9 protein-coding genes are annotated in these 12,300 nt (G+C 71.0%); 2 read left to right on the top strand and 7 right to left on the bottom strand.

What is annotated here, in order from left to right; genetic code table 11:
- The 6 genes from O3W51_RS10360 to O3W51_RS10335 form a co-directional block, all read right to left on the bottom strand.
- Positions 1-633: aldo/keto reductase (locus tag O3W51_RS10360; protein ID WP_269285288.1), on the bottom strand; the 633-nt coding region annotated here is incomplete at its 3' end.
- 45 nt (positions 634-678) lie between these two features.
- Positions 679-1,719, bottom strand: a complete 1,041-nt coding sequence (locus O3W51_RS10355; RefSeq protein WP_138354788.1) for an ABC transporter permease — start codon at positions 1,717-1,719, stop codon at positions 679-681.
- Positions 1,712-3,310, bottom strand: a complete 1,599-nt coding sequence (locus O3W51_RS10350; RefSeq protein ID WP_269285286.1) for a sugar ABC transporter ATP-binding protein — start codon at positions 3,308-3,310, stop codon at positions 1,712-1,714. The genes O3W51_RS10355 and O3W51_RS10350 overlap by 8 nt, the downstream gene beginning before the upstream one ends.
- Before the next feature lie 2 nt (positions 3,311-3,312).
- Positions 3,313-4,365, bottom strand: a complete 1,053-nt coding sequence (locus O3W51_RS10345) for a sugar ABC transporter substrate-binding protein (RefSeq protein ID WP_138354786.1) — start codon at positions 4,363-4,365, stop codon at positions 3,313-3,315.
- 187 nt (positions 4,366-4,552) lie between these two features.
- Complete coding sequence (locus O3W51_RS10340) at positions 4,553-5,353, bottom strand: SDR family NAD(P)-dependent oxidoreductase (protein ID WP_138354785.1); 801 nt, start codon at positions 5,351-5,353, stop codon at positions 4,553-4,555.
- A complete protein-coding gene (locus tag O3W51_RS10335) occupies positions 5,350-6,696 on the bottom strand; it encodes an L-fuconate dehydratase (RefSeq protein ID WP_138354784.1) in 1,347 nt (448 codons plus the stop codon). Before O3W51_RS10335 ends, O3W51_RS10340 begins: the two co-directional genes overlap by 4 nt.
- Positions 6,697-6,805: 109 nt before the next feature.
- On the opposite strand from O3W51_RS10335, the gene O3W51_RS10330 reads away from it, so the two are divergent.
- Positions 6,806-7,828 (top strand): hypothetical protein, encoded by a 1,023-nt coding sequence (locus tag O3W51_RS10330; protein WP_138354783.1) that lies wholly within the window; start codon positions 6,806-6,808, stop codon positions 7,826-7,828.
- A 171-nt stretch (positions 7,829-7,999) separates the two neighbouring features.
- A complete protein-coding gene (locus tag O3W51_RS10325; protein ID WP_138354782.1) occupies positions 8,000-8,947 on the top strand; it encodes a PAC2 family protein in 948 nt (315 codons plus the stop codon).
- Between the two features lie 83 nt (positions 8,948-9,030).
- Here O3W51_RS10325 and O3W51_RS10320 read toward each other — a convergent pair whose 3' ends face one another.
- A complete protein-coding gene (locus O3W51_RS10320; RefSeq protein ID WP_443048264.1) occupies positions 9,031-12,063 on the bottom strand; it encodes an NPCBM/NEW2 domain-containing protein in 3,033 nt (1,010 codons plus the stop codon).
- Positions 12,064-12,300 lie beyond the last annotated feature (237 nt).

Below are 12,300 nucleotides of genomic sequence, written 5' to 3'. Positions count from 1 at the left end.
GGCGGTGGAGCGCTCGGCGCACACCGGCAGCAGGTCGTCGTACGCGGTGCGCTCCAGCAGGGTCCAGCGGCCGGCGCAGAGCACCACGTCGACGTCGAGGTCGGCGACGAGCCGCGCGAGCACCCCGCTGTCGTTCATGCCGAAGCCGATGGCTCCCACCAGGCCCTCGTCGCGCAGCGCGGCGAGCGCGGGGAAGCCGGTCGCGTAGACCTCCGGCAGGTGGTCCTCGACATCGTGCAGATAGACGATGTCGACATCGTCGGTGCCGAGCCGCTCCAGGGAACCCTCCAGCGTGGCCCGGATCCCGTCGGCGGTGAAGTCCCACTCACGGGCGCGGGCCGGGGTGTCGACGAAGCCCTGGCCGTCGGTCCGCTCCCCCGGGGCCAGCGGCCGCAGCCGGCGGCCGACCTTGGTGGACAGCACGTACGAGGAGCGCGGCCGGCCGGCGAGCGCCCGGCCGAGGCGCTCCTCCGACAGGCCGAGGCCGTAGTGCGGGGCGGTGTCGAGGTAGCCGCAGCCGAGGTCGAGGGCGGCCGCCGTGACGGCGGCCGCGGTCGCGTCCGGCATGGCCCGGTACAGATTGCCCAGCGGCGCGCAGCCGAGGCCCAGGCGGGGCAGTGGCGGTACGGGCATGTGTCGGTCCTTGTCGTCGCGTCGGCCGGTCGGTCAGTCGGTCGGTCAGTCCTGTTTCTCGCCGCTCGCGAAGCGGGAGATGATCAGCGCCACGATGATGATCGCGCCGTTGAGGAACTGGTTCCACAGCGGGGGCACACCGCCCAGCGTCATCACATTGACGACCAGCTGCAGGGTGAGCACCCCGGTCAGCGCCCCGAAGAGGGTGCCCCGCCCGCCGTTGAGGCTGACGCCCCCGATGACGGTGGCGGCGAACACCTGGAAGATCCAGCCGTTGCCCTGGCTGGCCGAGACCGATCCGTAGTGGCCGGTGTACAGGATTCCGGCGAACGCGGCGAGCAGCCCGCCGAGCCCGAGCACGATCCAGGTGATGCGGTCCACGCGGATACCGGCGGCGCGCGCCGCCTCGGTGTTCCCGCCGATCGCGTAGAGCGCCCGGCCGTGCCGCAGATAGCCGAGGGCCAGGCCGCCGACCGCGAAGAGCACCAGGCAGATCCAGATGGCGGCGGGCGCGCCGAACCAGGAGGCCTTGCCGAGGTAGGCGAAGGACTCCGGCACGTTGACGATCGACTTGCCCTCGGCCACCCCGATCTGGAGGCCGCGCAGCATGGTGAGCATCCCGAGCGTGGCGATGAAGCCGTTGACACGCAGCTTGAGGATGAGGAAGCCGTTGATGCCGCCGATCACCACGCCGACCGCCAGGCAGACCGGGATCGCGGTCCAGGACGGCAGTACGCCCAGACCGTGGAAGGTCGCGGGGCCCGACGAGGGCAGCACCAGCCACATGGCGATGACCGGGGCCACGCCGATGGTGGATTCCAGCGACAGGTCCATCCGGCCGCTGATGAGGATGAGCGCCTCGGCCAGCACCAGCAGGCTCAGTTCGGTGGACTGCTGGGCGACACCGATCAGGTTGTCGGAGGTCAGGAAGGCCGGCGAGACGATGAAGCCGATCACGCACAGCACCAGCAGCACCGGGATCAGCGACAGGTCCCGGTAGCGGGCCAGCTGGAAGCTCAGACCTCCCGGCCGGCGCGTCTTGGAGGTGCCGACCGGCTCCACGGTCAGCTGGGTGGTGTCACTCATCTTCGTCGTCTCCCTTACGGCCGCCCGGGGTCACGGGCAGTCCTTCCATCGCGGAGACCACGTCCCTGTCGGTCCATCCGCTGTCGAACTCGGCGATCACCCGCCCGTGGAACAGGGCCAGTACGCGGTCGCAGACCCGCAGGTCGTCCAGCTCGTCGGAGACGATGACCGCGGCGTTCCCGCTGTCCGCCACCTCCCGCACCACACCGAGCAGGGAGTCCTTGGACTTGACGTCGACGCCCGCGGTCGGCCTGATCGCCACCAGCACCCGCGGTTTGCGGGCCAGTGCCCGCGCGATGACGACCTTCTGCTGGTTGCCGCCGGACAGGTCGGAGACCGACTGGCCGGGTCCCGAGGTCTTGATGTCCAGCGAGTCGATCATCGACTGCGCGAACTCCCGGGTGCGGGAGGGCAGCACGGTGCCGTACGGGCCGAGCTGGTCCGTGACGGTGAGCGTCGCGTTCTCCGCGACGCTGCGGCCCAGCACCAGCCCCTGCCGGTGCCGGTCCTCCGGCACGTAGCCGATCCCGGCGCCGAGCGCGTGCGGCACGCTCCCCGGCCGTACGGTCCGGCCCGCGACGACGGTCCGGCCGGCGGTGGGCTTGCGGAGCCCCACCAGGGTCTCCCCCAGCGCCGTGTTGCCGCTGGCGGTCGCCCCGGCCAGGCCGAGCACCTCGCCGGGGCGCACGGTGAAGTCGATGGCCCGGTAGGCGCCGTCGAGCGCCAGCCCCTCGGCGCGCAGCACGGGTTCGTCCTCCCGCCGCACCGTGGCGCCCGCCTGCCAGGCGGTGGCGGACTGCGCCGAGTCCCCGGTCATCGCCTGCACCAGGTCGGCCTTGCCCAGCTCCGCGACGGGCGCGGTGAGCACATGCCGGGCGTCACGGTAGACGGTGACGGTGGTGCACAGGTCGTACACCTCCTGGAGGTGGTGGGAGATGAACAGGAAGGCGACGCCCTGCCGCTGCAGTTCGCGCAGCCGGGCGAAGAGCCGCTCGATATCCGCCGCGTCGAGCTGGGCGGTCGGCTCGTCGAGGATGATGAAGCGGGCGCCGAAGGACAGCGCTCGCGCGATCTCCACGAACTGCCGCTGCTCGACGGTCAGATCCTTGGCGCGCGCCGCCGGATCGACCTCGACGCCGTACTCGGCGAGCAGGTCACGGGCCCGCTGGCGCAGCTTCGGCCAGCGGATCCGGCCCTCCCCGAACCGGCCGGCCGCGAGGCCGTACCGGTTCAGGAAGAGGTTCTCCGCGACGGTCAGATCCGGGACGACCATGGACTTCTGGTAGACGCAGGCGACCTTCGACTGCCAGGCGGTGGTGTCCCCGAACGCGGGCGCCGCCTCGCCCTGGAAGGCGACGGAGCCCGCGTCCGGGGCGTGCAGCCCGGTCAGTACGGAGACGAGGGTGGACTTGCCGGCGCCGTTGCGGCCGACGAGCGCGTGGGACTCGCCGGCCTGCACCGTCAGCCGCACCCGGTCGAGCGCGACGGTCGGCCCGAAGCGCTTGACGACGCCCTCGGCGTGCACGGCCGGCGGCGGTGCCCCGGCCGCCGGCTCCTGGCGGGGGAGTTCCTTGGCTGGTGCCTGGGACATGGTCAGCTCTTTCCGAGCTGGTTGGCCCACAGCGCGGCGTCGTCCACGTTGCTCTTGGTGACGAGCGGGGCGGGCAGCTGGTCCTCCAGACCGTTCGGGATCTTGATGATGTTGGAGCCGTGGTCGGTCGGACCGGGCTGGAACGTCTTGCCGTCCAGCGCGGCCTTCGCGTAGAAGAGCGCGTACTTGGCGTAGAGGTCGGCGGGCTGCGAGACCGTCGCGTCGATCTTGCCCTCGCGGATCGCCTTCAGCTCCTCGGGGATCCCGTCGTTGGAGATGATGGTGATGTGGCCTGCCGTGCCCGGCGGCTTGAGCAGGTGCTTCTGCTCCAGCAGGGCGAGGGTGGGCTGCAGGAAGACGCCGCCGGCCTGCATGTAGATGCCGTTGATGTCCGGGTCCGAGGCGAGGGTGGCCTGCAGCTTGGAGGAGGCGACATCGCCCTTCCAGTCGGTGGCCAGCTCGATGACCTTGATGTTCGGGAACTTCTCCTTCATGCAGGACGCGAACGCCTCCGAGCGGTCCCGCCCGTTGATGGAGTCGAGCGCGCCCTGGAACTCGACGACCTTGCCCTTGCCGGCGAGCTGCTGGCCGAGGTATTCGCACGCCTTCTGCCCGTACGCCTTGTTGTCGGCGCGCACCACCATGTAGACGTCGCCCTTGTCGGGGCGGGTGTCGACGCTGATGACCGGGATCTTCTTGTCCGCCAGGCGTTCCAGGGTGGAGGCGATGGCGCCGGTGTCCTGCGGGGCCATCACCACCGCCTTGGCGCCCTGGTCGGTGAAGGTCTGGGTGTTCGCGACGAGCTTGGTGATGTCGTTCTGCGAGTTGCTGCGCGGCAGTGCGGAGACGACCCCGTCCTTCACGCCCTTCTCGATGTACTGCTGGTACGAGTTCCAGAAATCGCTGTCGGCACGCGGCAGGTCGATACCGACCTTGCCCGAGGTGCCCGCCTTGTCGTCGCTGCCGCGATTGCAGCCGGCGACGGCGGTGACCGCGAGGAGTGCCGCGCACGCCGTGACCATGGTGCTCGTGAGGGAACGCTGCCGCAGTCTCATCGTCGAGTCCTGCCCTTCTTGGTGTGTAGCGGCTCGGAATGCTTACGCCCTGGGAGGCGATGGGGAGTGGATCAGCGAGCGGTGTCCTGCGGCTTCGGATCCAAGGCGGAGGAGGGAGGCGACGCGGAGCGTCGTCGACCGACGACAACGCCGGAGCCGGAGTCGCAGGACACCGGGAGCCCGCTCCCTATTGCCCCCCAGGGCGTTGGGGGGTGGGGCGGAGTCTCAGTCCTTGCATGCCACCGTCGACGGCCAGTGCCGTCCCGGTGACGCTCCCGGCGGCGGGGCTCGCCAGGTAGGCGATGGCCGCGGCGACCTCGTCGGCGGCGACGAGGCGGCCCAGCGGTTGCCGGGCGTTCAGTGCGGCGCGCTCGGCGGCCGGATCATCGGCACGGTCGAGCAGTCTGCCGATCCAGGGGGTGTCGGCGGTACCGGGATTCACGCAGTTCACGCGTACGCCCTCGCGGACGTGGTCGGCGGCCATCGCGAGCGTCAGCGAGAGCACCGCGCCCTTGCTGGCGCTGTACAGGGCGCGCTGCGGAAGTCCCGCGGTCGCCGCGATGGAGCAGGTGTTGGTGATGGACACACAGCCGGGGCGGTCCGCGGCGGCGGCCCGCAGGTGCGGCAGCGCGGCCCGCGCGGTGCGCACCATGCCGAGGACGTTGATGTCCAGGACGCGGAGCCATTCGTCGTCGTCGTTCTCCTCGACGGTGCCGATCGCGCCGATCCCCGCGTTGTTGACGAGGATGTGCAGGCCGCCGAGGAGTCCGACGGCCTCGGCGACCGCGGCCCGTACCGCGGGGCCGTCGGCGACGTCCGCCGTGACGGCCAGGGTGCCGGGCGGCGCTCCCGCGGGATCGCGGTCCAGGACGGCGACGCGCGCGCCGCGCGCGGTGAGCAGGGCGGCGGTGGCGGCGCCGATGCCGGAGGCGCCGCCGGTCACGAGGGCGGTGAGCCCCCGCAACTCACGGTCTTGGATGTTGTTCATGCGGATCCTTCCTGGCGGGCCTGCGAAACAGTGCGGTCCTCCTGCCGGGCCTGCCAGACCGGGCCTTCCGGGTAGCGGTGGTCGGCGATGGATCGGGGTTTCATCCGGGCGGAGAAGCCGGGACGGGCGGGGGCGCGGTAGCGGCCGTGGTCGATGACGACGGGGTCCTCGAAGTGCTCGTGGAGGTGGTCCACGTATTCGATGACCCGGTCGTCCCAGCTCCCGGAGACGGCGACGTAGTCGAACATCGCCAGGTGCTGCACGAGCTCGCACAGGCCGACACCGCCCGCGTGCGGGCAGACCGGCACCCCGAACTTGGCGGCCAGCAGCAGGATCGCGATGTTCTCGTTGACCCCGGCGACGCGGGCCGCGTCGATCTGGACGAAGTCCACGGCGCCGGCCTGCAGCAGCTGCTTGAACATGACGCGGTTGGCGGCGTGTTCACCGGTGGCGACCTTGACGGGCTGCCCGGCGCGTACCGCGGCGTGCGCGAGGATGTCGTCCGGGCTGGTGGGTTCCTCGATCCAGTACGGGTCGTAGGCGGCCAGGGCCTTCATCCACTCCAGCGCGGCGGAGACGTCCCAGCGCTGGTTGGCGTCGACGGCGATCCGGATGTCCGGGCCGACGGCCTCGCGGGCGATCCGCATCCGGCGCAGGTCGTCGCCGAGATCGGCGCCGACCTTGAGCTTGATCTGGTGGAAGCCGTCGGCGACGGCTTCCTTGGACAGCCGGGCGAGCTTCTCGTCGGAGTAGCCGAGCCATCCCGGTGAGGTGGTGTACGCGGGGTAGCCGCGGTCGCGCAGCAGCGCGGCCCGTGCGGCCCGGCCGGGTTCCGCGGCGCGCAGGATGTCCAGCGCCTCCTCGCGGGTGAGCGCGTCGGTCAGATAGCGGAAGTCGACCATGTCCACGATCTGTTCCGGGCTCATCGAGGCGAGGAACTCCCAGACCGGCTGGCCGGCCCGCTTGGCCGCCAGGTCCCAGGCCGCGTTGATGACGGCGCCGGCCGCCATGTGCATGACGCCCTTCTCCGGGCCCAGCCAGCGCAGCTGCGAGTCATGGGTCAGTTCCCGGTGGAGTCCGCCAAGATCACCGGTAATACTGTCCACGCCGCGTCCCAGTACATAGGGTCGCAGGGAGCGGATCGCGGCGGCGGTGACATCGTTGCCGCGGCCGATCGTGAAGCAGAAGCCGTGCCCCTCCAGGCCGTCGGGGTCATCGGTGCGCAGAACTACGTAGGCGGCGGAGTAGTCGGGGTCGGGGTTCATGGCGTCCGAGCCGTCGAGCTGCTCCGAGGTCGGGAAGCGTATGTCGTAGACGTCGACCTCGGTAATGGTCGGACTCATGTACACCCCCGTCGTGAGACATCGGATCTTTTTTCGAACAACCGATGTATAGCGCCGAAAACCTCGCGAAGTCCAGGGGGTAGAGCCAACTTTGTGGAAGACAGATCGGATGTCTCGCGAGAGACTCCTGAAATGGCTGCGTCGTGGGGCGCTGGTGACCGCTGTGGTGCTCCTGGTCCCCGTGGTGGCCGTGGCCATCGCGCTGCGGCTCGAATACGCCGGGGATCCCGGCGCGGCGGGCCGCACCCGGGGGCATGACGCGGTCTGGCTCGGGCACGCCTGGGTCGACGGCCGGCACACCGCGGCCGACCTCGAAGCCCTGCGCGTCCAGGCCCAGGGCACCGGGATCCGGGACCTCTATGTGCACACCGGACCGCTGGAGCAGAACGGCAGTCTCGATCCGACGCTCTACCCGGGCGCGGCCTGGCTGATCGGCGAGGTCCACCGGATCCTGCCGGGCGTCCGGGTGCAGGCCTGGCTCGGCAACGTCATCGCGCACCACAACGGGGACGACGGGCTGCACCTGCCCGACGAGGCCACCCGCGCCCGCATCCAGGCCAGCGGTCAGCAGGTGCTGGCCGCCGGATTCGACGGCGTCCACCTCGATCTGGAGCCCAACTACTCCGGTGACAAGGACTTCCTGGACATCCTGGACCGGTTGCGCGCCACGACTTCGGCGCACGGCGCCGCGCTGTCGGTGGCCACCCACCAGATCGATCCGCTGCCGGGACTGCACACCATCGCGCTGTCGATGTTCGACCATCCCAAGTGGTGGTCGCAGAAGTACTTCGCCGAGGTCGCCCGCCGCGTCGACCAGGTCGCGGTGATGGCGTACGACTCGGCGATGCCACTGGAAAGCCTGTTCGGGGGTTACCTCGCCCAGCAGACCGCCCTCGCCCTGGAGGTCACCCCGGCCGGCACCGACCTGATCATGGGGCTGCCCGGCTACCACACCAGCACGAGCGGACACCATCCCTCCGCCGAGACCGTCACGGCCGCCGTGCGCGGCGCGCGACTGGGTCTGGCCAGGCACGGAAAGGACCGCGAGGCCTTCGGCATGGCGCTCTACGTGGACTACGCCGCGACCCCCGGCGACTGGGCCGCGTACCGGTCCGGATGGGGCGGGCGCTGACCGCCGCGGGAGCGGATCGTGACCGGACGCGTACGTGCGATGACCGTGGGGATCATCCTGGTACGAGGGCTGCGGAGAGGGCCTCCGTAAGCCGTAGGCTGGTCCCGCACTGACACGAACAGCAGCCGGCAGGGGACGGCCTCGCCCCCTCCGGCCGGAAGGAGGCGCTGGGTGATCGAGCTCGAGGGAGTACCCGAGCTGATCGACCCGGTCATGGTGGCCGCGTTCGAGGGCTGGAACGACGCCGGCGACGCAGCCTCCACCGCGGTCGGCCACATGGACCGGGAATTCAAGGGGGAAGTCTTCGCGGCACTGGACGCCGAGGACTACTACGACTTCCAGGTCAACCGGCCGACCGTCTGGCTGGACGCCGGGGTACGCAAGATCACCTGGCCGACCACGCGGCTGTCGGTGGTCCGCGTCCAGAACCCCCGGCCCCGTGACCTCGTCCTGGTCCGCGGCATCGAGCCGAGCATGCGCTGGCGCTCGTTCTGCAACGAGATCCTGGGCTTCGCCCATGAACTCGGCGTGGAGATGGTCGTCGTGCTGGGCGCGCTGCTGGGCGACACCCCGCACACCCGCCCGGTCCCCGTCACCGGAGTGACCTCCGACGCGGACCTGGCCGTCGCCCTGAACCTGGAGGAGTCCCGCTACGAGGGCCCGACCGGCATCGTCGGCATCCTGCAGGAGGCGTGCACGCACGCCGGCATCCCGGCGGTCAGCCTGTGGGCCGCCGTCCCGCACTACGTGTCGCAGCCGCCGAACCCCAAGGCGACGCTCGCCCTCCTCAACCGCCTGGAGGATCTGCTCGATGTGCGGATCCCGCTCGGCGAACTGCCGGAGGACGCGCGCGCCTGGCAGGTCGGGGTGGACCAGCTCGCGGCCGAGGACAGCGAAGTCGCCGAGTACGTACAGACGTTGGAGGAGGCCCGCGACACCGTCGAACTGCCGGAGGCGTCGGGCGAGGCCATCGCCAAGGAGTTCGAGCGCTATCTGCGGCGCCGCGACCCCGACACCGGCGAGGCCCATCCCTACCTCAGGGACACCTCATCGGGACCGCACCCCGCCCGGGGCGCCGCCAAGGAGGAGCCCGAACCGGACGACTCCGACGACGAGTAGCCCGGTACGCGGGACGACCGGCCGCCGGCCGGGTGCGCGCTGCGCATCCGGCCGGCGGTCGTCCGTCACGGGGTCCCGACGGGTCAGGCGCAGCTGAACTTCGCCGCGGCCCAGTCCCCGTGGTCACCGCTCTTGGAACCGTTGGTGTCGGTGATCTTCAGACGGACGTGGCGCGCCCCGCCGAGCGGGACGTCCACCGGCACGGTCGCGGAGGCGCCCGTCACCTTGGGCGAGGTCCACAGCACCTTGCCGTCGGCCTCGACCGAGAAGGCCACCTCCCCATAGCCGTTGATCTCGTCGTCGATCCCGGCGTCCGCGGTGAAGCGGGTGCAGCGGCCGCCGGTGTAGAGCTCGATGTCGGAGTCGGCGTGGGCGCCGATCCCCTTGGGGTAGACCGTGCCCGCCAGGGTGATCGGATGACCGTCCTCGGCGCCCGACTCCCCGTTGCTGCGATCGCGTTCGGGCGGCCCGTAGCCGTTCCCCTCGCTCAGCCACACCATGTCGCTCGCCCAGGTGTCGGCCACCGGTGGCGGCGGCATCGCGGAGACCGCGAACGGCTGCGCCGTCACCCGGGCCTGCCCGCCCGTCCGGTAGGCGGCGGAGGCCGTCAGCACCGCCTCCCCCGGTGCCGCGTTCTGCGGCGGGGTGACGGTGACCTGGACCCTCCGGGTCGTCCCGGCGGGAATGCGGCCCACCGGCGCAGGGGCGGTCACCGACCAGCCGGCCGGCGCCTTCAGCGTCACCTGGACTCCGGTGGCGTCCCTGCTGCCCGCCGTCACGTCCACCGGCACGGTGGCCGGCACACCCGCGCCGACCTCCTGCGCCGGCGGCGACGACACCACGGCGGCGCTGCCCGGCGCCTTGCCGCCGAGCGCGCTCGCGCCCAGCAGCCGGAGGGAGAACGCCTTCGCGGTGCTCAGCGACGGGGTCTTGACCTGCACCACGCCGCCCCGGTCGGCCGTGTCGAACCACCAGCCGCGCGAGGCCGCGTCGAAGGCGGCCTTGGAGGTGTACTTCGGCAGCGCGGACCCGTCCAGCAGCAGACCGGCAGGCGCGTCACCGGTGTGCACGGTGAACTGGTACGGGCGGGCGGTCTGCTTGCCCTGGAAGGTTCCGTTGCTGGCTCCGACGTCGACGGTCACGTCGCCCGCGCCGGACGACGGGGCCTTGACGGTGACCTTCTGCCGCGCGTACTTCCCGGCCCGGCTCTGCCGGGTGACGCCGTCGTCCTCGTACAGCGTGAAGGACGACGTGCCCTGCGGGTAGACGTCCCAGGCGACCGGCGAGGCCGGGGTGCGGTCCTGGTAGGACCTGATGCCGGGCCACATCGGCACGGCGGCACCGGCCTTGACGAACAGCGGCAGCGTGCCCAGCGGCGCGCTGTAGCCGTTGACCGTGGTCGGGCCCTGGTAGACGCGGCCGGTCCAGTAGTCGCTCCAGGTGCCCTTCGGCAGATAGATGCCGTCGCGCACCGCGGTGTCCTGGTAGACCGGCGCCACGAGGAAGTCCTCGCCGGACAGGAACTCGTACTTCGCCGCGTCGGACGCCGCCTTCGGGTCGTCCGGGTACTCCAGCGCGAGCGGCCGCACCTGGCCGACCCCGGTGCGGTTCGCCTCGGCCGCGTAGGAGTACGTGTACGGCAGCAGCGACTCCTTGAGCTTGAGGTACTGGCGGTTGATGGAGGTGTACGGCTCCCCGTACCGGTAGGGCTGCTTGTCGTTCGCGGCCCAGCCGTCCATCGTCATCACGGCCGGCAGGAAGGACTTCCACTCCAGGTCGCGGGTGTAGGTCTTGGGGCTGCCGCCGAAGATGCCGTCGATGTCACCCGAGGTGTAGGCGAGCCCGGACATCGTGGCGCCCGCGTACGTCGGGATCTGCCAGCGGATGTACTCCCAGCTGCCGGACTGGTCGCCCGACCACTGCACGCCGCAGCGCTGCGCGCCCGACCAGCTCTCGGGAGCCCAGGTGAAGCCGCGGGCGTCGCTGTTGTCCTCGATGCCCTGGTAGGCGTCCTTGCAGCCGTCGAGGGCGAACTTGTAGCCGCCGCCGACCCAGGCCACGTCGAGCTTGGCGATCCGCTGGCCGGCCTTGACCTGGTCGGCGAGTTTGCCGATGCCGTCCTCGGTCCACAGGCCGGTCTTCATCTTGCGGTCCTGGAGACCGGCGGAGGTCTGCGGGAGGTTCTCGTAGCCGCAGCCGTAGCCGTCGTTGACGAGCATCCAGCCGTTCGGCATGTCGTTCTTGACGTAGTCGTCGGCGACCTTGAGGGAGTCCAGGGTGTGCCGCTCGCCCCGGTTGGCGTTGTGCAGATAGCAGTCGGAGTCGCCGACCTCGAGCCCGTACACGGGCGGCAGGAAGGGGCGGCCGGTCAGCTGGGTGTACTGGCCGATGACGTCCTTGGCCGACGGGCCGGCGAAGTAGTACGCGTCGAAGCGGTTCTCCTGCTCGGTCGTCGCCACCGGATCGGTGAAGGCGTACGTGCCGGGCGCATAGGTGTTGCGGAAGGCGCCGTAGCCGGCCGTGGACAGGTAGAACGGGACGGAGTTGGGGTGCCCGCCGTCGTTCCAGTTGTCGTCGACGCCGACCTCGACGGTCTGGCCGCGGTGCGAGGTGTTACCGCGGCCGTTCTGCATCCCGGCGCCGTAGAACTGCTCGGTGGCGCCGCGCTCCAGGGTCTGGGTGGTCCTGGTGCCGTTCCACGTCAGGCCCTTGGACTCGGCCCAGACCTTGGTGCCGTCGGCGCGGTAGAGGGCGAAGCGCAGCGGGGACTTGTACGCGCGCAGGGTGACCTGGGAGGTACTCAGCTCGTACCGGTCACCCGCGTCCCGCCACCGGGTGGCCGGCGCGGCGCCCTGCGGCAGCACGATGTCGGTGCCGGTGGGGTCGCTGAACTTCCCGTCGGGCGCGAGCTCCACACGGAACGTCTGCCCGGACACGAAGGTGACCCGGACCTCGGCCTGGCCGGCCGTCAGGTGGTAGACGGGCCCGGCGGCGGAGAATCCGGTCAGATTCCCGACGGTGGTATCGGCGGGCGCGGCGGCGTGCGCCGTACCCGGTACCGGGACGAGGAGGGCCACGAGCAGGCCCAGCATCACCATCAGCGGCATCGCAGACATTCTGCGATGTTCTTGAGCATTCCTGTGCATGAACACCTCTCCGGCTGCATCTGCGCGCAGTTGGAAGCAAGAAATGAGCAACTGCGAGCGTGTATAGCGCAGATGCCGTGCTCCTGACCAGAGGGCCGTCGGGTGCCGGGTCACCGCTTCCGGCGCGGCGGGCCCCGTTCCGCTGTCCGCCGGGCGCAACGAAACGGCCCCGGCGGCGATCCGCCGGGGCCGTTCGGTTGCGCTACG

The sequence above is a fragment of the Streptomyces sp. H39-C1 genome (genome assembly GCF_027158125.1).
In the GTDB taxonomy this organism is placed as follows: Bacteria; Actinomycetota; Actinomycetes; order Streptomycetales; family Streptomycetaceae; genus Actinacidiphila; species Actinacidiphila fildesensis.
The sequence above is the reverse complement of the archived record's forward strand: the minus strand, read 5'-3'. Positions and strand labels throughout refer to the sequence as shown.

What these genes read in the sequence shown, in the direction of transcription:
- O3W51_RS10340 (WP_138354785.1), bottom strand. Translation starts at nt 5,353, where the DNA reads ATGAACAACATCCAAGACCGTGAGTTGCGGGGGCTCACCGCCCTCGTG.
- O3W51_RS10350 (WP_269285286.1), bottom strand. Translation starts at nt 3,310, where the DNA reads ATGTCCCAGGCACCAGCCAAGGAACTCCCCCGCCAGGAGCCGGCGGCC.
- O3W51_RS10335 (WP_138354784.1), bottom strand. Translation starts at nt 6,696, where the DNA reads ATGAGTCCGACCATTACCGAGGTCGACGTCTACGACATACGCTTCCCG.
- O3W51_RS10320 (WP_443048264.1), bottom strand. Translation starts at nt 12,063, where the DNA reads ATGTCTGCGATGCCGCTGATGGTGATGCTGGGCCTGCTCGTGGCCCTC.
- O3W51_RS10355 (WP_138354788.1), bottom strand. Translation starts at nt 1,719, where the DNA reads ATGAGTGACACCACCCAGCTGACCGTGGAGCCGGTCGGCACCTCCAAG.
- O3W51_RS10345 (WP_138354786.1), bottom strand. Translation starts at nt 4,365, where the DNA reads ATGAGACTGCGGCAGCGTTCCCTCACGAGCACCATGGTCACGGCGTGC.
- O3W51_RS10330 (WP_138354783.1), top strand. Translation starts at nt 6,806, where the DNA reads ATGTCTCGCGAGAGACTCCTGAAATGGCTGCGTCGTGGGGCGCTGGTG.